Source organism: Lysobacter capsici, from assembly GCF_018732085.1.
Classification (GTDB): Bacteria; Pseudomonadota; Gammaproteobacteria; order Xanthomonadales; family Xanthomonadaceae; genus Lysobacter; species Lysobacter capsici_A.
Genome location: NZ_CP076103.1, coordinates 4,373,450 through 4,398,851, shown reverse-complemented (window position 1 = coordinate 4,398,851; position 25,402 = coordinate 4,373,450). Strand labels below are relative to the sequence as shown.

16 protein-coding genes and 1 pseudogene are annotated in these 25,402 nt (G+C 66.4%); 10 read left to right on the top strand and 7 right to left on the bottom strand.

Going from position 1 to position 25,402, the window contains the following annotated elements:
* Nucleotides 1-246 precede the first annotated feature (246 nt).
* Nucleotides 247-3,270: a TonB-dependent receptor plug domain-containing protein gene (locus KME82_RS18295; RefSeq protein WP_215495324.1), complete on the top strand. Its 3,024-nt coding sequence runs from the start codon at nt 247-249 to the stop codon at nt 3,268-3,270.
* 68 nt (nt 3,271-3,338) lie between these two features.
* Nucleotides 3,339-5,420 (top strand): alpha/beta hydrolase family protein, encoded by a 2,082-nt coding sequence (locus KME82_RS18290; protein ID WP_252255412.1) that lies wholly within the window; start codon nt 3,339-3,341, stop codon nt 5,418-5,420.
* Between the two features lie 156 nt (nt 5,421-5,576).
* Here KME82_RS18290 and KME82_RS18285 read toward each other — a convergent pair whose 3' ends face one another.
* Both KME82_RS18285 and KME82_RS18280 read right to left on the bottom strand, forming a co-directional pair.
* Nucleotides 5,577-6,593: a zinc-binding alcohol dehydrogenase family protein gene (locus KME82_RS18285; protein ID WP_215495323.1), complete on the bottom strand. Its 1,017-nt coding sequence runs from the start codon at nt 6,591-6,593 to the stop codon at nt 5,577-5,579.
* A 124-nt stretch (nt 6,594-6,717) separates the two neighbouring features.
* A complete protein-coding gene (locus KME82_RS18280) occupies nt 6,718-7,965 on the bottom strand; it encodes an SGNH/GDSL hydrolase family protein (protein WP_215495322.1) in 1,248 nt (415 codons plus the stop codon).
* A gap of 122 nt (nt 7,966-8,087) precedes the next feature.
* Between KME82_RS18280 and KME82_RS18275 the strand changes: the two genes are divergently transcribed.
* Nucleotides 8,088-8,993, top strand: coding sequence for a LysR family transcriptional regulator (locus KME82_RS18275; protein ID WP_215495321.1), 906 nt, complete (start codon nt 8,088-8,090; stop codon nt 8,991-8,993).
* A gap of 231 nt (nt 8,994-9,224) precedes the next feature.
* On the opposite strand, the gene KME82_RS18270 is transcribed toward KME82_RS18275, so the two are convergent.
* Complete coding sequence (locus tag KME82_RS18270; protein ID WP_215495320.1) at nt 9,225-10,484, bottom strand: MFS transporter; 1,260 nt, start codon at nt 10,482-10,484, stop codon at nt 9,225-9,227.
* Nucleotides 10,485-10,584: 100 nt separating this feature from the next.
* On the opposite strand from KME82_RS18270, the gene KME82_RS18265 reads away from it, so the two are divergent.
* On the top strand, nt 10,585-11,499 hold the full coding sequence (locus KME82_RS18265; RefSeq protein ID WP_215495319.1) for a LysR family transcriptional regulator: 915 nt from the start codon (nt 10,585-10,587) through the stop codon (nt 11,497-11,499).
* 971 nt (nt 11,500-12,470) lie between these two features.
* Here KME82_RS18265 and KME82_RS18260 read toward each other — a convergent pair.
* Nucleotides 12,471-13,262: a DODA-type extradiol aromatic ring-opening family dioxygenase gene (locus KME82_RS18260; protein WP_215495318.1), complete on the bottom strand. Its 792-nt coding sequence runs from the start codon at nt 13,260-13,262 to the stop codon at nt 12,471-12,473.
* Nucleotides 13,263-13,494: 232 nt separating this feature from the next.
* Here KME82_RS18260 and KME82_RS18255 point away from each other — a divergent pair, with 232 nt between their 5' ends.
* The 5 genes from KME82_RS18255 to KME82_RS18235 all read left to right on the top strand — a co-directional run bounded on the left by KME82_RS18255 (nt 13,495) and on the right by KME82_RS18235 (nt 19,700).
* Entirely contained in the window at nt 13,495-14,952 is a 1,458-nt protein-coding gene (locus KME82_RS18255) for a bifunctional 2-methylcitrate dehydratase/aconitate hydratase (protein ID WP_215495317.1), read from the top strand.
* A 260-nt stretch (nt 14,953-15,212) separates the two neighbouring features.
* Nucleotides 15,213-16,292, top strand: a complete 1,080-nt coding sequence (locus tag KME82_RS18250) for an OmpA family protein (protein ID WP_215495316.1) — start codon at nt 15,213-15,215, stop codon at nt 16,290-16,292.
* 484 nt (nt 16,293-16,776) lie between these two features.
* Complete coding sequence (locus KME82_RS18245) at nt 16,777-17,856, top strand: OmpA family protein (protein ID WP_215495315.1); 1,080 nt, start codon at nt 16,777-16,779, stop codon at nt 17,854-17,856.
* Nucleotides 17,857-18,116: 260 nt separating this feature from the next.
* Nucleotides 18,117-18,644, top strand: coding sequence for a hypothetical protein (locus tag KME82_RS18240; RefSeq protein WP_430538850.1), 528 nt, complete (start codon nt 18,117-18,119; stop codon nt 18,642-18,644).
* Between the two features lie 303 nt (nt 18,645-18,947).
* Entirely contained in the window at nt 18,948-19,700 is a 753-nt protein-coding gene (locus KME82_RS18235) for a pseudouridine synthase (RefSeq protein ID WP_252255409.1), read from the top strand.
* 376 nt (nt 19,701-20,076) lie between these two features.
* On the opposite strand, the pseudogene KME82_RS18230 reads toward KME82_RS18235, so the two are convergent.
* From KME82_RS18230 to tdh, 3 genes and pseudogenes are all read right to left on the bottom strand, one after another.
* A pseudogene (locus tag KME82_RS18230) lies at nt 20,077-20,467 on the bottom strand (HNH endonuclease).
* Nucleotides 20,468-20,578: 111 nt separating this feature from the next.
* Nucleotides 20,579-21,772, bottom strand: coding sequence for a glycine C-acetyltransferase (kbl, locus tag KME82_RS18225; RefSeq protein ID WP_430538738.1), 1,194 nt, complete (start codon nt 21,770-21,772; stop codon nt 20,579-20,581).
* Between the two features lie 139 nt (nt 21,773-21,911).
* Nucleotides 21,912-22,946: an L-threonine 3-dehydrogenase gene (gene tdh, locus KME82_RS18220; RefSeq protein ID WP_215495312.1), complete on the bottom strand. Its 1,035-nt coding sequence runs from the start codon at nt 22,944-22,946 to the stop codon at nt 21,912-21,914.
* Between the two features lie 136 nt (nt 22,947-23,082).
* Between tdh and KME82_RS18215 the strand changes: the two genes are divergently transcribed.
* Complete coding sequence (locus KME82_RS18215; RefSeq protein WP_215495311.1) at nt 23,083-25,236, top strand: S46 family peptidase; 2,154 nt, start codon at nt 23,083-23,085, stop codon at nt 25,234-25,236.
* Nucleotides 25,237-25,402 lie beyond the last annotated feature (166 nt).

The window sequence follows — 25,402 nt, the reverse complement described above, 5'->3', positions numbered from 1 at the left end:
TTTTGTGACCGACGGACCGTCAAGAGTGCGGAATCGGCACGGTCGTTGGGCTTGCAGCATCAATCCATTCACCTCGTTGCGCAAAAACGGTGAAGCAGATCTATGTTGACGAGTGATGTCAGTACGGTTAATTTCCTGTGAATCGTTCGTTAACGTTCGATGAAACGCACCGCCGCCCGGCGTGGGGTACGCCCGGCAGGCCTCGGTAACTATCTGAAATATCTATACATTATCCAGGGGGAAGCGATGGCTTCACGTATTTGTGTTGCACCCAAGCGGCACCGTCTCAGCTCCGCGCTGATCGCGGCGCTGATCCTGCCGGTCGCCGGCGTCGCGTTCGCTCAGGACGCCGCCAAGCCGGACGCCGAGGCGCCCGCCAAGCCGACCACGACCTCCGCGACCAGCCTGGAGACGGTCACCGTCACCGGCTCGCGCATCGGCCGCGACACCTTCACCTCGGTTTCGCCGCTGCAGGTCATCACCCGCGAAGAAACCACCCTGGCCGGCTTCAACTCCACCGCCGGCGCGCTGCAGAGCACCGCCGTCACCGCGGGCTCGGGGCAGATCAACAACGCCTACGGCGGCTTCGTCACCAACGGCGGCCCGGGTGCCAACACCCTCGGCCTGCGCGGCATGAACCCGACCCGCACCCTGATCCTGCTCAACGGCCGCCGCGTGGCGCCAGCGGGTTCGCGCGGTTCGGTCGGCTCGGCCGACCTCAACGTGCTGCCCAGCGCGATGATCGACCACATCGAAATCCTCAAGGACGGCGCCTCGTCGATCTACGGTTCCGACGCGATCGCCGGCGTGGTCAACATCGTCACCCGCAAGAACATCAACGAGTTCTCGGTCGAAGCCCAGTACAACGTGACCGAAGACGGCGGCGGCGACGAAACCCGTTACTCGCTGGCATGGGGCAAGACCGGCGACCGCTTCAGCATCTCCGGCTCGTTCGAAGCCTACGACCGCAACGAACTGAACCTGGGCGACCGCGACTGGACCAAGTGCAACACCGACTACCGCCGCACCGTCACCCGCGACACCTCCGGCAACGTGACCGGCGTGGGCGCGTGGGGCAGCGCCGACTTCGTCGACCCGCTGACCGGCAGGCCGAAGTGCTACCCGATCACCGGCACCGGCTCCAACGGCGTCACCATCAACACCATCGGCACCAACACCCGCGCCGGCGTCGGCGCGGCCGGCTCGGTCGGCACCACGTTCAACCGCTGGCGCCCGAATTCGTCCATCACCACCGGCCTGCCGGGCTTCGAGGGCGTGGGCGGCGGCAGCAACAACCTCAACGTGCGCGACACCTTCGACCCGCGCATTCTCAACCGCTCGCTGATCTCGCCGGTGGAAGTGAAGACCGGCTTCGTCCAGGGCGCCTACGACCTGCAGGCGCTCGGCAACGCCGAGGTGTACTTCGAACTGCTCGGCAATCGCCGCGAATCCAGCCAGACCGGCTACCGCCAGCTGTCGCTGGACTACGCCCGCGGCAGCCTGCTGCTGCCGGCCTCGCTGCAGACCAGCCTGTTCCAGGCCCCGCCGACCGAGATCAGCAACGGTCAGCCGGTAGCGGTGCGCGCCTTCATCGGCTTCGGCAACGATCACAGCTCGCAGACGGTCGACTTCTGGAAGGCCACCGGCGGCCTGCGCGGCGATTTCGTGTGGACCGACTGGCGCTACGACTTCATGGTCAGCAAGGCGCGTTCGGACGCCGACTACACCTTCCAGTCGTTCCTGACCGACCGCGTGGCGCGCAGCCTCGACGTGGTCGCCGCGCCGGGCGGCGGTTTCGCTTGCCGCAACGCGGCCGACGGCTGCGTGGCCGCGCCGTTCCTGACCTCGCAGGTCATCGGCGGCGTGCTGCCGGAGAACTGGAAGAACTACGTGTTCCGCCCGGTCACCGGCAACACCCTGTATGAAGAAAGCACCGTCAACTTCGCGATCGACGGTCCGCTGTTCTCGCTGCCGTACGGCCAGGTGCGCGGCGCGTTCGGTGTCGAGTACCGCCACTCCAAGATCGACGACAGCCCGTCGGTCGACGCGGTGAATCGCAACCTGTTCGGCCTGACCTCGGGCGATCCGACCCGCGGCAACGATTCGGTCAAGGAAATCTACGGCGAAGTCGAAGTGCCGGTGCTGTCGGGCCTGAAGGGCGCGGAAGAACTGATCTTCAACCTGTCGGCCCGCTACACCGACTACAAGTCCTACGGCAGCGACAACACCTACAAGATCGGCGGCCTGTGGACTCCGGTCAACTGGCTGACCCTGCGTGCGTCCTACGGTACGTCCTACCGCGCCCCGGCGCTGTTCGAACAGTTCCTCGGCGCCACCTCGGGCTTCCTGCCCGCGAGCAACGACCCGTGCAACAACTACGGCGCCGATCCGGACGCGTCGGTCGCGCTGGCCGCCAACTGCGCCTCCGAAGGCCTGCCGGGCAACTTCAACGCGACCAGCAGCATCACCTCGATCGGCCTGGGCGGCGCCGCGCAGGGCCTGAAGGCGGAAACCTCGAAGAACTTCACCACCGGCATCGTGCTGCAGCCGGAATTCTCGAAGAACTTCGGCGACCTGTCGTTCGCGGTGGACTACTACAAGATCGAAGTGGAGAACGGCGTCGCGCGCGCCGGCGGCGCCAACATCCTGGACTTCTGCTACAACGATCCGTCGTTCCGCGCCGGCGGCAGCTACTGCCGCGTGGTCGCTCCCCGCGCCGCGGGCAGCAACGCGCTGACCGTCCAGGACAGCTACTTCAACCTGGCCACCGACCGCGTGCGCGGCCTGGACTTCACCGTCCGCTATGTCCGCGATCTGGGCCCGGGCACCCTGCGCACCACCTTGCAGGCGACCCACTTCCTGGAGCAGTCCAGCAAGCTGTTCGATGGCGACCCGGTGCGCGATGTCAACGGCAACGTGGGTTCGCCGTCGATGAGCGCCACGCTCGACACCACCTACGACTGGAAGAACTGGAAGATCCGCTACGGTCTGGAATGGATCGACTCCACCCAGAGCTACGGCTACTACGGTCTGGATCGCGAGACCTCGCCGTTCAAGATGCACACCGAGGACTACTACCTGTCGAACGTCTCGGCGCAGTACAAGCTGGACAAGTGGACCTTCACCGGCGGCGTGCGCAACGTGTTCGACGCCGAGCCGAAGACCATCTCGCAGTCGGGCGTGTACAACCGCGTGGGTAACGCGCCGCTGTACAGCGGTTACGACTACGTCGGTCGCTCGTTCTTCCTGAACGTCCAGGCGAAGTTCTGATAAGTACCAACGGCCGCCGCCCCTTCCCGGGCGGCGGTCTTTTTTTGCCCGTAAGAAGGGGAATCTTCATGGACAAAATGCATGGGTTCGAACGCGTGACGCCAAGGCGACCGGCGCTTGAGCGGCTGACGCTCGGCTTCGCGCTGGCCTTGGCCGCGGTTACGGCGGCGCAGGCCAAGCCGGCGGTGCCGACGGTGGAACAATTGGCGGCGTTCCCGGCGGTGTCGAGTTTCAGCCTGTCGCCGGACGGCAAGCACCTGGCGGCGCTGCAGGCGCGCGGCGAGGAGCGGGTGATCCTGGTGTGGGACACCGGTGCGCTCGACAAGGCGCCGACCGTGATCGGCTCGGCCAAGATGAAGCTGCAGGGCGTGAGTTTCATCAAGGACGACCTGCTCGCGGTGTCGCTGTGGCAGCCCTACGACCTGCGCGCCGACCGCTTGTACAAGACTTTCACCAACAAGCTGATGATCACCGACCTGCAGGGCAAGCAGTGGCGCGAGCCGATGCCGCAGCAGCGCGCCGAGAGCCGCGACGAACAGGTGCGACAGGCCTTGTCGGTGCCCTCGATCCTCGACACGCTGCCCAACGATCCCGACCACGTGCTGGTGATCAACCGGGTCGGTTCGACCTCGGGCGATGTGTACAAGGTCGACCTGCGCAGCTTCAAGGCCGAGCGCGTGCAGCGCAGCCACGATCGCGTCGCCGGCTATCTGACCGACGCGCAGGGCAACCTCGCCGCGCGCCTGAGCAACGACACCGACGGCAAGGGCGCGTTCGTCGCCGCGCAGTTCCGCAATCCCAAAAGCGGCGAATGGGAAGAACACTTCCGCTCCTACGTCAAAAGCCGCGACGAGGTCGAGGTGGTCGGTTTTGCCGACGATCCGAACATCGCCTTCGTGCGCAGCAACGTCGGCCGCGACAAGTCGGTGATCTACGAATACGACATCGCCGCCAAGCGCAAGAAGGAGAACCTGTTCGAGCACCGCTTCTTCGATGCGTCCTCGACCATCGTCAACCGGGTCAAGGGCGTGGACGGCGTCGGCCTGGGCGAGATTCTCGGCCTGAGTTACGAAGGCCCGCGCGGCGCCGACGTGCAATGGGTGCATCCCAAGCTCAAGGCGCTCGATCAGGCCCTGCGCGCGGCGCTGCAACTCGCGCCGACGCCGACCGAACTGGTCGATCCGGCCAACGGCGAGCGGGCCACCGTCGGTTACGACAGTCAGGCCGGTTACCGGCTGGTCGACTACACCGCCGACCTCGACACCGCGGTGATCGCGGTCGACGGCGCGGCGCGTCCGCCGGAGTACTACCTGCTGCGCGAGGGCAAGCTGTCGTCGCTGGGCAAGGCGTATCCGCAGATCGATCGCGCCGCGCTCGGCCAGACCCGGTTGGTGTACTACAAGGCGCGCGACGGCCAGACGATACCGGCGTTCCTGACCACGCCGAGCACCGAACTGTGCGGCGCCGGCCCGTGGCCGTCGGTGGTGCATCCGCACGGCGGACCGTGGTCGCGCGATCACATGGGCTTCGACGGCTCGATGTGGGTGCCGCTGATGGCGTCGCGCTGCATGGCGGTGTTGCAGCCGCAGTATCGCGGCTCGCAGGGCTGGGGCCGGCAGTTGTGGGTCGCCGGCGACGCCGAATGGGGCCAGAAGATGCAGGACGACAAGGACGACGGCGTGCGTTGGCTGATCGAGCAGAAGATCGCCCAGCCCGGCCGCGTGGCGATGTTCGGCTTCTCCTACGGCGGTTATGCCGCGTTCGCCGCGTCGGTGCGCCCGAACGGCCTGTACAAATGCGCGATCGCCGGCGCCGGCGTGTCCGACATCCGCAAGATCTGGGCGCGGTTCTACACCAACCCGTTCTTCCGCGAGGCGCAGGCGCCGACCGTCGAAGGGTTGAGCCCGATCGATCAGGCCGACAAGATCAAGATCCCGATCATGATCTACCACGGCGACCGCGATCAGACCGTGCCGATCGAGCAGTCCGAATGGTTCGCCGGCAAGGCCAAGGCGTCCGGGCAACCGGTCGAGTACCACCCGATCGCCGACTATGCGCACGGCCCGGCCTGGACCCGCAAGATCATGGGCGATCAGTTGGGATTGATCGAAACCTATTTGCTCAAGGGCTGCGGTGGGTCGGGGCTGTAATGGGCGACGGCGCGGGTTGATCGCCGTGCGCGGTTTGATTCACGAGTAAAACGAAGGGCGCTGCAGCGATGCAGCGCCCTTCGCATATCCGAATGCGTATCCGCCTGCGAAGCATCGATCGCATCGAACCCGATGCGACCGTCGCCGCGCGATTGCTCACCAACCCGCCAGCACCAGCTTGCCGATGGTGCTGCCCGATTCCAGGCGGCGATGGGTTTCACGCAGGTTCGCCGCGTTGATCGCGCCGATGGTCGCGCTGTGCGTACCCTTGAGTTCGCCGGCGTCGATCAACTGCGCGACGCGGTCGAGGATGCGGCCTTGCTCGATCATGTCGGGGGTGCGGAAGCGCGGACGGGCGAACATCATTTCCCAATGGATGCCGATGCACTTGGCCTTGTACGGATCGCCGATCTTGAGCGCGCCCGACGGCTCCACGATCAGGCCGACATGGCCCTGCGGCGCGAGCAATTCGCCCAGCGCGTCCCAGTAGCGATCGGTGTCGGCCAGATTCAACGCGGCGTCGACGTGTTCGAAACCCAGCGCCTTGAGTTGCGGCGCCAGCGGCTGACGATGATCGATCACGTGATCGGCGCCCATCTGCTTGCTCCAGTCGATGCTCTCCTCGCGCGAAGCGGTGGCGATCACCGTGAAGCCCGCGCGCTTGGCGATCTGGATCGCGATCGAGCCCACGCCGCCGGCGCCGGCGAGGATCAGCAGCGACTTGCCCTGGCCGCCGGTTTCCGAATCGAACGGCATGCGCTGGAACAGCAGTTCCCACGCGGTGATCGCGGTCAGCGGCAGCGCCGCGGCTTGCGCAGCGCTCAGCGAAGCCGGCGCCGCGCCGACGATGCGTTCGTCGACCAGATGCAGTTCGCTGTTGCTGCCCGGACGGGTGATGTCGCCGGCGTAATAGACGCGATCGCCGACCTTGAAGCGGGTGACGTGTTCGCCGACCGCTTCGACCGTGCCGGCGGCGTCGTAGCCGAGCACGCGCGGCTGCGCTTCGACCTGCGGCTTGGGCGAACGCACCTTGGTGTCGACCGGATTGACCGAGATCGCTTCCACGCGCACGAGCAGGTCGTGGCCGGTCGCGACCGGTGCGGGCAGCTCGACATCGAGCAGCGATTGCGGGTCGTCGATCGGCAGGTAATGGGTGAGGGCTACGGCTTTCATTGCGTACTCCAGCATGCTTGGGAAGGTGAGGCCGGCATCGTGGCGACGAGGCCGGATTGTGCGAAAACGTGTCGAACGATGATGCGAAGACGGTTGGATCGGGGGGCGATGTGGTGCATGAGACTCAGCGCGCGCCGAACAGCGCGGCCTCGTCGACCGCCGCGGCCATCGCCCGATAGCCCGCGTCGCCCGGATGCAGACGGTCGCCGGAGTCGTAGGCGGGCAGGAAGCGTTGCGGGTGGTTCGGGTCGCGCGTGATCGCGTCGAAATCGACCACCGCATCGAACTCGCCGCTGTCGCGGATCCAGGCGTTGACGGCCTGGCGCACCTTGTCCTTGTCGGCGTTGTAGTAGTCGTGGATCGGCGCATCCGGCAGCGCGCCTTCGAACGGGGTCAGGGTCGCGCCGACGATGCGCACGCCGTGCAGATGCGCGCGCGCGATCAACTGGCGATACCCGGCGATCAGGCGCGGCGCGCTCATCGCTGCGCGCGCGGGTTCGAAACTGCTGCCGGGCCAGCCGATGTCGTTGATGCCGAGCAGCACGAACACGGTGTCGGGTTTCAGGCTCAGCACGTCGCGTTCGAACCGCGCCAGCGCGCTCGCGCCCATGCCGTCGTTCAACACCTGGCCGCCGGAAATGCCGGCGTTGAGCACGGCGATGTCGTGTTTGGCCAGGCGTTGGGCGAGCAGGTCGGGCCAGCGCTGGTAGCGGTTGGGCGTCGACGCGGCGCCGTCGGTGATCGAATCGCCCAGGACCACCACGCTGCGGGTGGGGCGGGCGGATTCGACATACACGCCGCTGAGGAACGGCCGCGTCTGCAGCGTGTCGGCGCGCGCGAGCTGCGCGTCGGCGGTGCGATCGCCCGCGACCAGATACGCGTCCTGGCGGCCTTCCCAATGAAAGGTCTGCACCGCGGTGTCGCGCGGCAGGTACAGGCTGACCGCGACTTCGCCGAGCGCGGCGATATCGAGGTCGACCGGATCGCTGAGCACCGGCGCGCCCGGCGGCAAGGTGACGCCCGGCTGGCCGCCGAAGCTCAGCACGCGATCGCTGGCCGGGTCGATGCGCGAGCCGCCGGCGCTGAGCGCAATCCGGGCCGCGCCGATCGTCACCGGCTGCGCGCCGTAGGCATTCGACAAGGCGATGCGCACGCGCCCGCCGCCGACGCTGACCCGCGCGACCTGGCGCAGGGTCTGGTCGCGCAGGCGCGGCGGGGTGCCGGTGGGCAGCACGAAGTCGGCGGCCCAGGTGGCCTGGGGGCTGGCGCTCCAGGTGCCGACCCAATGGCTGTCGGCCGCCGAGGCGGGCGCCGACAAGGCCACGGCGAGCGCGGCGGCGGCGAGGGGTTTGAGCAGGGTGGAAGCGTTCATGAGCGGGAACCGGGAAGCGTCGGGGATTCGACCAGGGCACCATCGGTTCTTCCGTTATCGGGTGGTAGCGGGCAAGATCGCATAGGCTTCATTCCATTTCGGAATGACATCGCGGGAGACCCATGGACACCCTTCGCGGCATGCGCACCTTCGTGCGCGCGGTCGAGCTCGGCAGCCTGTCGGCGGTCGCGCGCGAGCTGCAGACCACCCAGCCGACCGTCAGCAAGACCGTCGCCGCGCTCGAACAGGAGCTGGGCGTGCGCCTGCTTCAACGCAGCACGACCCACCTGGCGCCGACCGAGCAAGGCAAGCGTTTCTACGAACGCGTGCGGCGGGTGCTGGAGGACTACGGCGAAGCCGTCGCCGACGCGCGCGGCCTGACCGAAACCCCGGCTGGGCTGCTGCGGGTGAGCGCGCCGGTCAGCATCGGCGTGTTGCGGCTCAATCGGCTGGTGCAGGACTTCCTGGCGCTGTATCCGCAGATCGAGATCGAGTTGATCCTCAACGATCGCTATGTCGATCTGGTCGAGGAGGGCATGGACGCGGCCTTGCGGCTCGGCGCGAACCTGCCGCCGAACGCGGTCGCGCGCCGGATCGCGCTGTCGCCGCGCGGGCTGGTCGCCTCGCAGGCGTATCTGCGCGCGCATGCGCCGATCGAAACGCCGGAGGATGTGCTGGGCCACAACTACCTGCGCTTCGCCTGGGCCAGCGAGAGTGTCGAGCTGCAAGGGCCGAATGGCGAAGTGCAGCGCTTGCAGGCGAACGGCCGCTATCGGATCAACAACTCGCTGGGGATACGCGAAAGTTTCTTGATCGGCGCGGGCGTGGGCTTGGCGCCGGCGTGGTTGGTGCAGGACCTGATCGACAGCGGCGAACTGAGCTGGGTGTTGCCGCAATGGCGGGCATCGGCGCATGAGGTGTATCTGCTGTATCCGGCGCGGCGATATTTGCCGTTGCGCACGCGGGTGTTTCTGGAGTTCTTGCGTGAGCGGTTGGTCGGGTTGCCGGGGTTTGTTGCTGTGCAGTGACGTTAAGTGGCGCGGTGGTGTGGCTGCTTCGCGTCCTCTCCAGCCGTCATTCCCGCGAACGCGGGAATCCAGCGACTTTCGTGCAGTGGTGGGGTAAGTCATTGGATGCTCGGCTTTCGCCGAGTGAAAGCCGAGTCCGCGTTCGCGGGAATGACGAGAAAAAGCGAATGCGTGCATACGTCCAGGTGTCTGTGCAGGTATCGATCGTCGCCGAACCGTCGACTCAACGACTCAAACCACCGCGCACGCCGCTGCCGCATCGTCCTCGTTCGACGCATCCGCACCGCCATGCGTCGACACCCGCCCCGGCCGATCCAACCGCGCCGCCCACACCGCCAGCACCAAACCTGAGAGCGTCACCAACGCCGCCACCCAAGTCACCGCGCCCAACCCCGGGCCATGCTCGATCACCGCGCCGCCGAGCCACGCGCCCAGCGCGTTGCCCAGGTTGAACGCGCCGATATTCAAACTCGAAGCCAGGTTCTGCCCGGCCGGATCGGTCTTCTGCAGCACCCACAACTGCAGCGGCGGCACGGTCGCGAACGCGGCCACGCCGAGCAAACCGACAAACGCAATCGCAGCGATGGGGTTGTGCAAGGCGAACGTCATCACCCCCAGCACCACCGCCAGCGCGATCAACGTGCCGATCAAGGCCGGCGTCAAACGCTTGTCGGCCAAACGCCCGCCGACGATGTTGCCCAGGATCATGCCGACCCCGAACACCAGCAGGATCGGCGACACCGCCGCCTCGCTGAAACCGCTGATGCGGGTCAAAATCGGCTGGATGAAGGTGTACACGGTGAACACGCCGGCGAAGCCGAGCACCGTCATCGCCAGGCCGAGCAGCACCTGCGGATGCACCACCGCCTTGACCTCGCGGCGCAGCGCGACCGGCTCGGGTTTGCTCTTGTCCTTCGGCACCAAGGTGGCGATGACGATCGTCGCGATCACGCCGATCACCGACACCGCCCAGAAGGTCGAACGCCAGCCGTAATGCAGGCCCAGCCACGCGCCGGCCGGCACCCCGAGCAAGGTCGCCACGGTCAGGCCGGTGAACATGATCGAGATCGCCGAAGCTTTCTTGTCGGCCGGCACCAGCCCGGTCGCGACCACCGCGCCGACGCCGAAGAAGGTGCCGTGCGCCAGCGAGGTGATCACCCGCGCGATCATCAGCACGGTGTAGTTCGGCGCGATCGCGCAGACGATGTTGCCCAGGGTGAAGATGACCATCAGCGCGACCAGCACCGCCTTGCGCGGCATGCGCCCGGTGGCGATGGTCAGCACCGGCGCGCCGACGAACACGCCCAGCGCGTAGCCGGAAATCAGCAGCCCGGCCGCGGCCAGCCCGACCTGCAGGTCGGCGGCGACCTGCAGCAGCAGGCCCATGATCACGAACTCGGTGGTGCCGATGCCGAAGGCACCGACCGTCAGCGCGTACAGCGCGACGGGCAGCCCCTTGCGGGCGGCGGGAGCGGACGATGTAGCGTGCATGCGGGCGCATCCATGGAAACGATGCGGCAGTGTGGTCCGTTGCATCTTGTGGAAAAACCGCCAGTATGCGGAATCACTATCAACGAATCGTTGAAAGTCCATGGACCGCGTCGACGACCTCAACCTGTTCCTGCGCGTGCTCGACCTGGGCTCGATCAGCGCCGCCGCGCGCAGCCTGGACCTGTCGGTCGCGGTCGCCAGCCAGCGCCTCAAGCGGCTGGAGCGCGACCTCGGCGTGCGCCTGCTGCACCGGACCACCCGGCAACTGCACCCGACCGCCGAGGGCATGGCCCTGGCCGAGCGCGGCCGCGCCCTGATCGAGGACCTCGACGCGCTGACCTCGGACCTGCGCCAGGCCCGCAGCGAACCGTCCGGCCTGCTGCGGGTCACCACCTCGGCCTCGTTCGGCCGCCAGTACATCTCGCCGCTGCTGCCCGAGTTCCAGCGCCGCTACCCGTTGGTGCGGCTGAGCGTGAACCTCAACGACGAACGCCTGGACCTGATCGCCTCGGGCATGGACCTGGCGATCCGGATCGGCGCGCTCGACGACTCGACTCTGGTCGCGCGCAAACTCGCCCACAACCGGCGCGTGCTGGCCGCCTCACCCGACTACCTGCGCCAGCGCGTCGCACCGCGGGTGCCGCAGGACCTGGTCGAGCACGAATGCCTGCTGCTGGTCGGCGCGCAGGGGCGGATGGAATACTGGCGTTTCATCGACCGCGATGGCCATGCCAGCACGGTGCGGGTCAACGGCCGGCTGGAGAGCAATTTCGGCGAAGTCCTGCGCGACGCGGCGATCGCCGGCCTGGGCATCGCCCATTTCTCGACCTGGCACGTCCACGACGACCTGCGCGCCGGGCGCCTGGTGCAGGTGCTCCCCGAGTACGAACTGCCCGACACCGCGATCCACGCGGTGATGCCGCAGCGCCGGTTCGTCCCGTCGCGGGTGCGGGCGTTCGTGGATTTCGTGGCGCAGTCGTTCGGCGAGGTGCCGCCGTGGGAGCGGGGTGGGTGAGGGGTGTGCCTTCTTGTATTTGGGGTGGCATCAGCCTGAAAGATTCGATGGCTTTTTTGAATTGCGTTTACGCTGGATCGAAACCCGAAGTTGCGTCATGCCCGTATTCGCCTGGCCGCGCGGATTAGCGCTTTTCCCGCATACAGCGGATCGCGTCCCTCATGGCCTCCCTGTAGGAGCGACGCGAGTCGCGACCGCGCCATCGCGACAACCTCGCAACCCGCGCCGTAGTTGCACTCCCGCGGTCGCGACTTGCGTCGCTCCTACAGGCAGGCCATGCGGCTTTTGCATGAAGTCTTGCAGTTCATCCAGCGCTGCGAGGCTTGTAGCTCGCGTTAGCAAAAGCACACCCGGAGGGCGGCGCACAGGGATGTGCGCCGTGCGCCACCGGGACAGGATGTCCCGTGTGGCGCATGCCTGCGTCTGCACCGATCGTGCGGGCACTTGATTCAAAGAAAAGCGTTTTTCTTTGGTTACCTTTTGACCGAAGGGAATCCAGACGGACTTTTGTCGCTTTAGACAAAAGAAAGTGACCCGCCGCTTTAGTGGCGGAAGCTTTTGATCCTGCTTGCAGCTCTTGAAGCTTTGAAGCTTTAGAGCCTTTGAAGCCAAAGGCAGGATCAACAGCTTTCGTCCGCAAGCGGCCGAGTTACTTTCTTTTGTCAAAAGCGACAAAAGAAAGGTAACCAAAGAAAAACGCTTTTTCTTGAATCAAGTGCCCGCAAGTGCGGAGCAGACGCGAGCATGCGCCACACGGGACATCCATGTCCCGGTGGCGCACGGCGTGCATCCTGCACGCCGCCCTCCGGGTGTGCGTTTGCTAACGCGAGTTAGAGGCTTCGCAGCGCTGGAAGCGATGACTGAAATGAGGCAAAAGCCACATGGCCTCCCTGTAGGAGCGGCGCAAGCCGCGACCGCGAACCTCACGCCACCGCGAACCCCTCGCCCCGGCGCACCCTCACCACCGCGAATCAATCAAACGCAAACGCATCCAACGCCAACGACCCCATCTCATGCGACCGATGAATCGTCCGCACCCCCGGCGCCTCGCCGGCCGCACCCATCGCCACGAACAACGGCATCAGATGCTCCACGGTCGGATGCGCATGCCGCGCATTGGGCGCCTGCGCCTGCCAGTCCAGCAGCGCCGCATGATCGCGCGCGGCCAATTTCTCATGCATCCAGGCGCTGAACTCCGCCGCCCACGCCGGCATCGGCGCATCGCGGTGCGACCAGTCCAGGTCGCCCAGGTTATGCACGAACCCGCCCGAGCCGATCACCAACACCCCTTCGTCCCGCAACGCCGCCAAGGCTTGCCCGACGGCATAGTGCTGCGCCGCCGTTCCATGCGGCATGACCGACACCGGCACCACCGGAATATCGGCCTGCGGGTACATGCGTCGCAGCGGCACCCACACGCCGTGGTCGAGACCGTGGTTGTCGCGCAGCTTGGCGTTGAGCCCGGCGTCGACCAGGCGTTGGGTGATCTGCTCGGCCAGGCGCGCATGCCCCGGCGCCGGGTACTGGATCTGGTACAGCGGCTGCGGAAAGCCGCCGAAGTCGTGCACGGTGTGCGGCCGGTCGTGGCCGCCGACCATCGGCCGGTCGGTCATGAAATGCGCCGAGGCGATCACGATCGCGCGCGGCCACGGCAGTTGCTGGCCGAGTTGGTCGAGGAAGCGCCCGGCCGGCGAATCCTCCAGCGCGAGCATCGGCGAACCGTGGGACAAAAACAGCGTAGGCAGGCGAGTAGGGATGTCCATGCCCCTCAGGGTGATCCTCGCCGGGGCGATTTCCAAGTTGGACCGCTGTGCCTGATCGTTCTGTAATTGCGATCAATTCGCATCAAGCGCGCTGATTGTTGAAGCCCGAACCGGTGCGGAAACGATGCGTGATCGGCCCGCACCACGACCGCGCCGGGTCCGCCGCCGCCCCGCGTCGCCCGAGTCTGGCAAAATAGCGGGCTAACTCACCCGTCCGCAGGCCCCCGTACCCATGAGCCACTTCGACATCCGTTCGACCGTCCGCCCCGATCCCGACAAGCCGATGGTCGACATCGCCGACTACGTCGCCGATTACCAGATCGATTCGAAGGAAGCCTTTGATACCGCGCGCTACATGCTGCTCGACTCGCTGGCCTGCGCGGCGATGGCGATGGACCACCCCGAATGCGTCAAGCACCTCGGCCCGCTGGTGCCCGGCGCCGGCATGACCGGCGGCGCGCGCGTGCCGTACACCGCGCACGAGCTCGACCCGGTCCAGGCCGCCTACAACATCGGCGTGCAGATCCGCTGGCTCGACTTCAACGACACCTGGCTGGCGGCCGAATGGGGCCACCCGTCCGACAACCTCGGCGCGATCCTCGGCGTCGCCGACTACCTGGGCCGCAAGGCCGAGGCCGAAGGCGGCCAGGCCATGACCGTGCGCGACGTGCTCGGCCACGCGATCAAGGCCCACGAAATCCAGGGCGGCTACGCGCTCAAGAATTCGTTCAACCGGGTCGGCCTGGACCACGTGATCCTGGTCCGTCTGGCCTCGACCGCCGTCACCACCCAGATGCTGGGCGGCAATAAAGAAGCCATCGTGACCGCCGTGTCGCACTCGTGGATCGACAACGGCGTGCTGCGCACCTACCGCCACGCGCCGAACACCGGCCCGCGCAAGAGCTGGGCCGCCGGCGACGCCTGCCGCCGCGCCGTCACCCACGCGCTCAACGCCGTCAAGGGCGTGGTCGGCTACCCGAGCGCGCTGTCGGTCAAGACCTGGGGCTTCTACGACATCGCCTTCAAGGGCAAGCAGTTCGAGTTCGAGCGTCCGTTCGGCAGCTACGTGATGGAGAACGTGCTGTTCAAGATCAGCTTCCCGGCTGAGTTCCACGCCCAGACCGCGGTCGAGTGCGCGATGAAGCTGCACGATCAGGTCAAGGACAAACTGGACCAGATCGAACGCATCGAGCTGGAAACCCAGGAAGCCGGCGTGCGCATCATCGACAAGACCGGCCCGCTGGCCAACTACGCCGACCGCGACCACTGCCTGCAGTACATGGTCGCCGTACCGCTGATCTTCGGCCGCCTGACCGCCGACGACTACGTCGACGCCATCGCCGCCGACCCGCGCATCGACGCGCTGCGCGACAAGATGACGGTCAAGGAGAACGAGCAGTTCACCAAGGACTACTTCGACCCCGACAAGCGCTACATCGGCAACTCGGTGCAGGTGTTCTTCAAGGACGGTTCGTCCACCGACAAGGTGTCCATCGACTTTCCGATCGGCCACCGCAAGCGCCGCGCCGAAGGCATCCCGGTGCTGATGGCCAAGTTCGAAGCCGCCGTGCGCGCCAAGCTGCCGGCCGCCCAGGCCGACCGCCTGCTGGCCCTGGCCAACAACCCGGCCGAGCTCGAAGCCCTGCCGGTCACCCAGTTCATGGCGCTGTTCAGCCAGGCCGGCAAGTAAGCCGCCGGCGCCGATCACCGGCCGATTGCACACCTTATAAGTGCAGTTCCGCGCTGAACGGGTCGCCCTCGCGAAACTGAACGCAGGGCGACCCAGTCTCAGAATTCACGGAACTCGGTCGAATGTTAGACGCTTGTTAACACCGCTTTCACGTTGGCAAACCTACTCTGCGCGGGATGGCGTCGTCCAGGCGACCGTCCTGAACGGTAGAAACCTCGCAGACGCGGTTTCCATAATTTTTAGAACCAGGAGCTACAACAATGAATAAGAAACTCCTCTGCGCCGCCCTGCTGGGTGGCCTGAGCCTCGCGCAGGTCGCCAGCGCCCAGGACTTCGACGACCGTTGGTACCTGACCGGCTCGGCCGGCATGAACATCCAGGACAACGATCGCGGCACCCGCAATGCTCCGTTCGGCGCGATCGGCCTGGGCAAGTTCCTGAACAAGAACTGGTCGCTCGACGGTGAGCTGAACTACCAGAACCCGAAGTTCGACGCCAACCAGGACGCCAACTGGAGCCAGTACGGCATCTCGCTGGACCTGCGCCGCCACTTCGTGACCGAAGGCCGCAACTGGAACCCGTACCTGCTGATGGGCCTGGGCTACCAGCGTTCGGAAGAGGAGTACTTCATTCCTTCGCCGCTGTCGCCGGGCAACCGCAAGGACGGCAACTTCGCCGCCAAGGTCGGTCTGGGCGTGCAGGGTGACCTGGGCCGCGTCGGCATCCGCACCGAGCTGGCGTACCGCGCCGACTTCGACGACAGCAGCGTGAACGCGCCGCAGGAAGACTGGTTCGGCGACGTGCTGGCCTCGGTCGGCATCATCGTGCCGCTGGGTCCGGAACCCGTTGCGGCCGTGGCTCCGGCCCCGGAAGTGCAGCCGGGCTGCGCGGACAAGGACGACGACGGCGACGGCGTGAACAACTGCGACGACAAGTGCCCCGGTTCGCAGGCTGGCCAGACCATCGGTCCGGACGGCTGCCCGGTGCCGGTCACCATCGACCTGAAGGGCGTGAACTTCGACTTCGACAAGGCGACGCTGCGTCCTGACGCGGTGGCGATCCTGAGCGAAGCGAGCGAAATCCTGAAGCGTTACCCCGACCTGAAGGTCGAAGTCGCCGGTCACACCGACCTGTGCGGCAAGGACGACTACAACCAGAAGCTGTCGGAGCGTCGCGCGAAGGCTGCGTACGACTACCTGACGAGCAACGGTGTGGACGCGGGCCGTCTGATCGGACCGGTGGGCTACGGCGAAAGCCGTCCGCTGGAGCCGACCCCGCAGACGATGCCGGCGTGCAAGAGCGAGAAGAACCGCCGCACCGAGTTGAACGTCCAGAACTAAGCGACACCCGCGGGTTCCTCGGAGCCCGCAGCGCAGCACTTCGAAGCCCGGCCTTGTGCCGGGCTTCGTTTTTTTGGGGCCGGGAATCGGGAATCGGGAGTGGGGAATCGTAAAAGCAGGAGCGACGGTGTTTTGCTCCTTCCGATTCCCGATTCCCGATTCCCGATTCCCGATTCCCCTGAAACTACGACGGCCAGCTCATTTTCCTGGCGAATACCGACCGTTCGTCGGCCCGACCTCACGCGAGTGGGCGTATTGCTTGCGGACGCGTTACACACACACCGGTTCATTCCCCCGACTGAACTACGTTAAGTGGTATTAACAAACATCTTGACCGTGTATGATCCCCCCGCCAGTGACCGCGGCGCTAGGCCTTGCCAGTGCTGAAAGTGTCTCTGTCATAAGAGTCAGCGCCGCAATAAGACTGTCCCGATCACACAGTCCCGATCACCCCCCGTTCCGATCGATCTGAAGGAGTTACAGAATGAAGATCCGTATGTTGAGCACCGCACTGCTGGCGGGCTTGGCTTTTTCGCAGGTGGCCAGCGCCCAGGATTTCGATGACCGCTGGTACCTGACCGGCTCGGCCGGCATGAACATCCAGGACAACGACCGCGGCACCCGCAATGCTCCGTTCGGCGCGATCGGCCTGGGCAAGTTCCTGAGCAAGAACTGGTCGCTCGACGGTGAGCTGAACTACCAGAACCCGAAGTTCGACGCCAACCAGAACGCCAACTGGAGCCAGTACGGCATCTCGCTGGACCTGCGCCGCCACTTCGTGACCGAAGGCCGCAACTGGAACCCGTACCTGCTGATGGGCCTGGGCTACCAGCGCTCGGAAGAGGAGTACTTCATTCCCTCGCCGCTGTCGCCGGGCAACCGCAAGGACGGCAACTTCGCCGCCAAGGTCGGTCTGGGCGTGCAGGGTGACCTGGGCCGCGTCGGCATCCGCACCGAGCTGGCGTACCGCGCCGACTTCGACGACAGCAGCGTGAACGCGCCGCAGGAAGACTGGTTCGGCGACGTGCTGGCCTCGGTCGGCATCATCGTGCCGCTGGGTCCGGAACCCGTTGCGGCCGTGGCTCCGGCCCCGGAAGTGCAGCCGGGCTGCGCGGACAAGGACGACGACGGCGACGGCGTGAACAACTGCGACGACAAGTGCCCCGGTTCGCAGGCTGGCCAGACCATCGGTCCGGACGGCTGCCCGGTGCCGGTCACCATCGACCTGAAGGGCGTGAACTTCGACTTCGACAAGGCGACGCTGCGTCCTGACGCGGTGGCGATCCTGAGCGAAGCGAGCGAAATCCTGAAGCGTTACCCCGACCTGAAGGTCGAAGTCGCCGGTCACACCGACCTGTGCGGCAAGGACGACTACAACCAGAAGCTGTCGGAGCGTCGCGCGAAGGCTGCGTACGACTACCTGACGAGCAACGGTGTGGACGCGGGCCGTCTGATCGGACCGGTGGGCTACGGCGAAAGCCGTCCGCTGGAGCCGACCCCGCAGACGATGCCGGCGTGCAAGAGCGAGAAGAACCGCCGCACCGAGTTGAACGTCCAGAACTAAGCGACACCCGCGGGTTCCTCGGAGCCCGCAGCGCAACACTTCGAAGCCCGGCCTTGTGCCGGGCTTCGTTTTTTTGGGCCGGGAATCGGGAATTGGGAGTCGGGAATCGTAAAAGCAGGAGCGACGGTGTTTTGCTCCTTCCGATTCCCGATTCCCGATTCCCGACCCCAAATCTTGTCCGATCCCCCCCATGGCGCCTACACTGGCGCGCACTGTTCAAACGGCGTAGGAATCGTCTTCGCGCCGAATCCAGGGAGAAAATCATGCGCCGAGTTATTGCCGGACTGTCGTTGATCTTGATTGCCGGCGCCTCGCAAGCGCAAAGCGCGGCCAATTGCGCGGCGCTGACCGCCTCGCGCGCGCAGCCCGTGCAGCCGACCCTGATCGCGCCGATCGCGCCGGAACTGGTCGCGCCCTCGCATCAGCTCGGTGCGCCGACCGGCGTGTTGTCGCAGGCGCTGGACGAAGCGCTGTCGGTCGACCAGGTGCTGCTGCGCATCCGCCTGGACGGCTGCAATGTCGCCAAGGCCACGCCGGCCTCGACCGGCATGCCGTCGGCCAACGATCCGGCTGCGTACAAGCCGCAGACCCAATACGACAACACGCCGTGGCGCTTCGACATGAGCCAGGGCGGCAAGCGCATGACCGCCGACGAATTCAGCGCCTGGATGAAGGCCAAGGGCGTGCGCGTGGCCAAGGGCAACGGCGCGCCCGCGGCGGCGCCGGCTGCGGCCGTCGATCCCGCACCGGCGCCGGCCCCGGCCGACGAGAAGAAGAAAAAGAAGTAAGCCGCGGCGACGCGACTGCAGCGGCCGCGGGCATTGCCTGCGGCCGTTTTGTTTTGGCTCGCGCGGCATGATCTCGCCGCGATGGGTGGCTCGAAGCGATGCGCGGGCTTTCGGCGCATGGTCGTGGCTAGGCCGGATGGTCGCCCGGGTACTTCGCGAGCGGCTCGTATCCTGCGGCGGATCTGCGTTCGCTCCGCGGTCGCGCTTGACCAAGGCGATGCGTCCGGATCGTTTCGACCCGATCGCCGTCGGGTTGGTCCCTATCGTGATGCCGCCTACGTTCCACAGCTTCCAGGACCGCGCTTGAGTACCACATCCTCATCGCCCCGACATGGCCTGGCCCGCGTGCTGTCCAAGCAGGGTCTGTGCTCGCGCAGCGAAGCGGCGAAATGGATCGCCGCCGGACGCGTGTCGGTCGACGGCCGCATCGTGCGCGATCCCGAATTTCCGATCGTGCAGGGCCGGCACCGGATCGAAATCGACGGCGACGCCGCCGACGCGGCGCCGCGCCTGTACCTGATGCTCAACAAGCCGCGCGGGCTGGTGACAACGGCCCAGGACGAACGTGGCCGCGACACCGTCTACCGCTGCCTCGACGGCGCGCGGCTGGGCGACGCGCCGTTGCCGTGGCTGGCGCCGGTCGGCCGCCTCGACAAGGCCAGCGAAGGCCTGCTGCTGTTCTGCAACGACCCGCAATGGGCCGCGCGCATCACCGATCCCGACAGCGGGCCGGACAAGACCTATCACGTCCAGATCGACACCATCCCCAATGCCGCGCAACTGGCCGCATTGGGCGAGGGCGTGATCGAGCACGGCGAGCGCCTGCGCGCGAAGTCGGCGACGCTGCTGCGTGCCGGCGAGAAGAACGCGTGGCTGGAGATCGTGCTCGACGAAGGCCGCAACCGGCAGATCCGCCGTTTGCTGGCCGGGTTCGACATCGGCGTGCTGCGGCTGGTGCGGATCGGGATCGGCGGACTGGCGCTCGGCGACTTGGGCAAGGGCCAGTGGCGCGAACTTAGCGCGATCGAAGTCGCGGCCTTGGGTGCGGGCGGATAGTGTGAGGTCTGTGTGGGAGGGGCTTCAGCCCCGACGCTTTCCGATCAGGCGCTTCGCAAGATTCGTAGTGGCTGAGCGAACAGCGTCGGGGCTGAAGCCCCTCCCAAAAAAAACCTCATGGCTTCGCGCTGGAAGTGATGGGTGCGTACTGCCCAGCGCCGATCCGCTTGCATGTGTCGTCAAGAATGCGTCGCTTGCGCAACCTGGAAGACCGACTGATCGCTGTCGATGGGCAAGTGGCTCTCCGCCTCACCGCAACCGATCGAGGTCTTTTGTGGGAGGGGCTTCAGCCCCGACGCTTTCCGATCAGGCGTTTTGCAAGATTCGTGATTGCTGAGCGAACAGCGTCGGGGCTGAAGCACCCTCCCACGAAACCTCATGGCGTCGCGATCAGTTCATCCCGCCACCGCGCCATGCGCGCATCAAGCAAGGCCGACACCACCTCGCGCGCGTTCGTCGCTCGGGCCGCGCGCATCGTGGCTGCAGCCCTTGCCGTGATTGCAGGCGGCGCAGGCGAGGGCGAGGTTGCGCGGGTCGTCGGCATCGTCGCCGACGCGCGCGGTGATCGCGGCGGCCGCGCGTTTGCCGAACCAGGCACTGGGCACGACATGCTCCAGCGACGTCGTGCCCAGGGCTTCGCCGTCCTCGCGCAGGCTCAGCGCGCGTCGGCAATGCAGGCAACGGGTTTGCCACACGCCGGCGTCGAACACCGCCAGCGCGTCGGTCCGCACGGCCTGCAACAGGCGACGACGCAGTGCGGCGCGCATGGGCTTATCGCGATGCGGCCACGAAGCCCGCGGCGCGGGCTTCGTCGAAACCACCGCGACGCGGCGCACCACCGGCGCGGCCGGTGCTGCGTCGCGGTCGCGGTATTGCGCTCAAGCCTGGATGACCCCGAGTTCGCGGCCGATCTTGGCGAAGGCGGCGATCGCGCGGTCGAGGTGTTCGCGCGTGTGCGCGGCCGACATCTGGGTGCGGATGCGCGCCTGGCCCTGCGGCACCACCGGGAAGAAGAAGCCGATCGCGTAGATGCCTTCTTCGAGCAGGCGCGAGGCGAACTTCTGCGCCAGCGGCGCGTCATACAGCATCACCGGGCTGATCGGATGCACGCCGGGCTTCACGTCGAAACCCAGTTGGGTCATCTGCTCGCGGAAGTAGGCGGTGTTCTGCGCCAACCGATCGCGCAGATCTCCAGCGGCCGACAACATTTCGAAGGCCTTGATGCCGGCCGCGACCACATGCGGCGGCAACGAGTTCGAAAACAGATACGGACGCGAACGCTGACGCAGCAGTTCGATGACTTCCTTCTTCGCCGTGGTGAAGCCGCCCAGCGCGCCGCCCATGGCCTTGCCGAGGGTGCCGGTGAAGATATCGATCTTGTCCATCACGCCCTTGACCTCGGCGGAGCCGCGGCCGCTCGCGCCGAGGAAGCCGGTCGCGTGGCATTCGTCGATGTGGACCAGCGCGCCGTACTTTTTCGCAAGCGCGGTGATTTCATCGAGCGGAGCGATGAAGCCGTCCATCGAGAACACGCCGTCGCTGGTGATCAGCTTGGTTCTGCAGCCGGCCGCATCGGCGGCCTGCAGCTGCTTTTCCAGATCGGCCATGTCGCAGTTGGCGTAACGGAAGCGCTTGGCCTTGCACAGGCGCACGCCGTCGATGATCGAGGCGTGGTTGAGCGCATCGGAGATGATCGCATCAGCTTCGCCGAGCAACGGTTCGAACAGACCGCCGTTCGCGTCGAAGCAGGCCGCGTACAGGATTGTATCTTCGGTGCCGAAGAAATCGGCGATGGTCTTTTCCAGTTGCTTGTGCAGGTCCTGGGTGCCGCAGATGAAGCGCACCGAGGCCATGCCGAAGCCGTGCGTGTCGAGCGCGTCCTTCGCCGCCTGGATGATGTCCGGGTGATCGGCCAGGCCGAGGTAATTGTTGGCGCAGAAGTTCAACACCGTGCGCCCGTCTTCCAGCACGATTTCGGCCGACTGCGGGCTGGTGATCACGCGCTCGGACTTGAACAGCCCCTGCGCGCGGATTTCGTCGAGGGTGTCGGCGTAGTGTTGGGTCAGGGACATTGGGGTGCCGGGAATGGGGAATAGGGAATTGGGAATCGGAAAGCGCAGCGGTGCGAACTGGATGTAAGCGCTGGGAAATCGGAAGTGGAGCGGGCGCTGTTGCGACTCCCGATTCCCCATTCCCGATTCCCGGCTCCCATCAATTCCAGCTAAGCACGACCTTGCCCGCCTTGCCCGCTTCCATCAGGTCGAAACCCTTCTGGAACTCGTCGATCGGCAGCTGGTGGGTGAGCACCTTGCCGAGCGGGAAGCCGCTCAACACCAGTTGGGTCATCTTGTACCAGGTCTCGTACATCTTGCGGCCGTACATGCCGTGCAGGGTCAGGCCCTTGAAGATGATCTTGTCCCAGTCCGCGCCGGCGCCCTTGGGCATGATGCCGAGCATGGCGATCTTGCCGCCGTGGTACATGCAGTCGAGCATGTCGTTGAACGCGCGCGGGTTGCCGCTCATTTCCAGGCCGACGTCGAAGCCTTCCATGTGCAGGTCGGCCATCACGTCCTTGAGCGACTGGTTGGCGACGTTGACCACGCGCGTGGCGCCCATGTCGGCGGCCAGCTTCAAGCGGAAATCGTTGACGTCGGTGACCACCACGTTACGCGCGCCGATGTGCTTGCAGATGCCGGCGGCGATGATGCCGATCGGACCGGCGCCGGTGATCAGCACGTCCTCGCCGACCACGTCGAATTCCAGCGCGCAGTGCGCGGCGTTGCCGTAGGGGTCGAAGAACGCGGCCAGTTCGCTGGGGATCTGGTCGGGGATCGGCCACAGGTTGCTGGCCGGCATCACGATGTATTCGGCGAAGGCGCCGTTGCGGTTGACGCCGATGCCGACCGTGTTGGGGCAAAGGTGCTGGCGGCCGCCGCGGCAGTTGCGGCAATGGCCGCAGACGATGTGGCCTTCGGCCGAGACGCGCTGGCCGGGGCGGTAGCCGACCACGCCGGGGCCGAGGTCGACCACGCGGCCGACGAATTCATGGCCGATCACCAGGCCGGGCTTGATCGTGCGCTGGCTCCACTCGTCCCACAGGTAGATGTGCAGGTCGGTGCCGCAGATGGCGGTCTTCTCGAGCTTGATCAGGACCTCGTTGGGACCGGGCACGGGCACCGGCACTTCTTCCATCCAGATGCCCTTGCCGGCTTCGCGCTTGACCAGCGCTTTCATCGTTTGCGTCATTGGGATCGATACCTAGGGGCCACGGCCAGGCCGGGCGGGAGAGAAGCGCGAATTATACGCCGCGACCCCGGCCGGGTTTGCCCGCGGCGGGCGGCTTGGCCTATCGTCGCGGCTTCCCCAACCGTCACGGATTTCCATGCGCCCCCGTGTGTTAGCCCTGTCCCTGGCGCTGTGCGCCACCGCCGCCCAGGCCGATGAAGGCATGTGGATGCCCTCGCAACTGCCCGACCTCGCGCGCCAGCTTCGCGCGGCCGGGTTCAAGGGCGATCCGAACGATCTGGCTGAACTCACGCGCGCGCCGATGAACGCGGTGGTGAAGGTGGGCGGCGCCACCGGCGCTTTCGTTTCGCCCGACGGCCTGGTGCTGACCAATCACCACGTCGCCTTCGGCGTGATCCAGTACAACTCCAAGCCCGATCGCGACCTGATCGGCAACGGTTTCGTCGCCGCCGACCGCGCCGCCGAACTGCCGGCCAATCCGGATTTTCGGGTGTTGGTGACCACCGGTTTCGACAAGGTCACCGAACGCATCCTCGCCGGCGCGCGCGGCAAGCACGGCCGCGCTTACTACGATGCGGTCGACAGCGCGAGCAAGGCGGTGGTGGCCGAATGCGAGCGCGACGCCGGCACCCGTTGCAGCGTCGCCAACATGTACTACGGCACCGACTTTTATCTGATCCGCCAGTTGGAACTGCGCGACATCCGTTTGGTGTATGCGCCGCCCGACAGCATCGGCAATTACGGCGACGAGGTCGACAACTTCGTATGGCCGCGCCACAGCGGCGATTTCACCTTGCTGCGCGCCTACGTCGGCAAGGACGGCAAGCCGGCCGACTATTCGCCCGACAACGTGCCGTACGCGCCGCCCGGGCATCTGCAGGTGTCGACCGACCCGGTGCGCGAAGGCGACTACGCGATGCTCGCCGGTTACCCGGGCGTGACCTTCCGCCACCGCATGGCCTCCGAATTCGTCCAGCAGATCGAGTGGCAACTGCCGTCGCGGGTGGCCTTGTACGGAGGCCTGATCAAGACCGTCGAAGCGGCCGGCGCCAACGACGCCGAGGCGAAGGTGCGCTACGCCGCACAGGTCGCCGGGTTCAAGAACACGCTCAAGCGCGCGCAGGGCGAACTCGACGGCCTGCGCCGCAGCGACGCGGTCAAGGTGCGCGGCGCGGACGAAGCGGCGATGCTCGCGTGGCTGGACAAGCAGCCCGACGCCAAGGCGATCCGCGCCGACATCGACGCCGCGCAGCGCGTGCTCGACGCGGGCGCTGCGATGCGCGAGCGCGATCAGCTGTTGACCGCGATCCGCACCCAGACCCAGCTGCTCAACACCGCGCTGACCGTGCAGCGCCTCGCGCTGGAGCGCGCCAAGCCCGATGCGCAGCGCGAAAGCGGCTATCAGCAGCGCGACGATGCGCTGATCGCGGGCCGCTTCAAGCAGGTGCAGCGCCGTTACGCGCCGCAGGTCGAAAAGGCGGTGTTGCTGGATCTGCTGAGCCAGTACAAGGCCCTGCCCAAGGCCGCGCGGGTGGCCGAGTTCGATCGCGTGTTCGAAGGCGAGGACCGCGCGTCGCTGCAACGTTCGCTCGATGCCTTGTACGCCGGCACCCGCCTGGGCGAGGAAGCCGCGCGCCTGCAGGCGATGAACAGCGACGCCAAGCAGTTGCAGGCCAGCGACGACAGCCTGCTCAAGGCCGCGGCCACGCTGCGGCCGGCGGTGCTGCGCATCGAAGAGGAAACCAAGGCGCGCGAAGGCGAGCTGCTGCGCCTGCGCCCGGCCTACATGCGCGCCTTGATCGCGTATCGTCATTCGCAGGGCCGGGCGGTCTATCCCGATGCGAATTCGACCTTGCGCGTGAGCTACGGCAAGGTCAGCACGATGGACCCGCGCGACGGCGTGCGCTACCGGCCGCTGACCACGGTCCAGGGCATCGTCGAGAAACACACCGGGGTCAAGCCGTTCGACGCGCCGCAGGCCCTGCGCGATGCGATCGCCAAGGGCGATTTCGGCAGCACGATCGATCCCGAACTCAAGACCCAGACCGTGGATTTCCTGACCAATCTCGATACCACCGGCGGCAATTCCGGCTCGCCTGTGCTCGACGCCAACGGCAAGCTGATCGGGCTGAACTTCGACAGCAACTGGGAAGCGGTCAGCGCCAGCTGGATGTTCGATCCGCGCTACAAGCGCGCGATCCATGTCGACATGCGCTACCTGCGCTGGCTGCTGGCCAAGGTGTATCCGGCGCCGCACCTGCTCAAGGAAATGAAGCTGCCGGCGGAGTGATCGGGGTTCGCGTGCGGCACGTTCGGTGTGCCGCATGCGACTTGGATGCGGCCTGATCGGTGGCGGCCGTCGAGCCACGACCGCAGGGGTTTGCCGATGTTGGCGGCTGCCGGCGCCGCTCGCGGCGTCGCCGGGCCGCGACCGGCATCGCACTAATCGGCTCGTT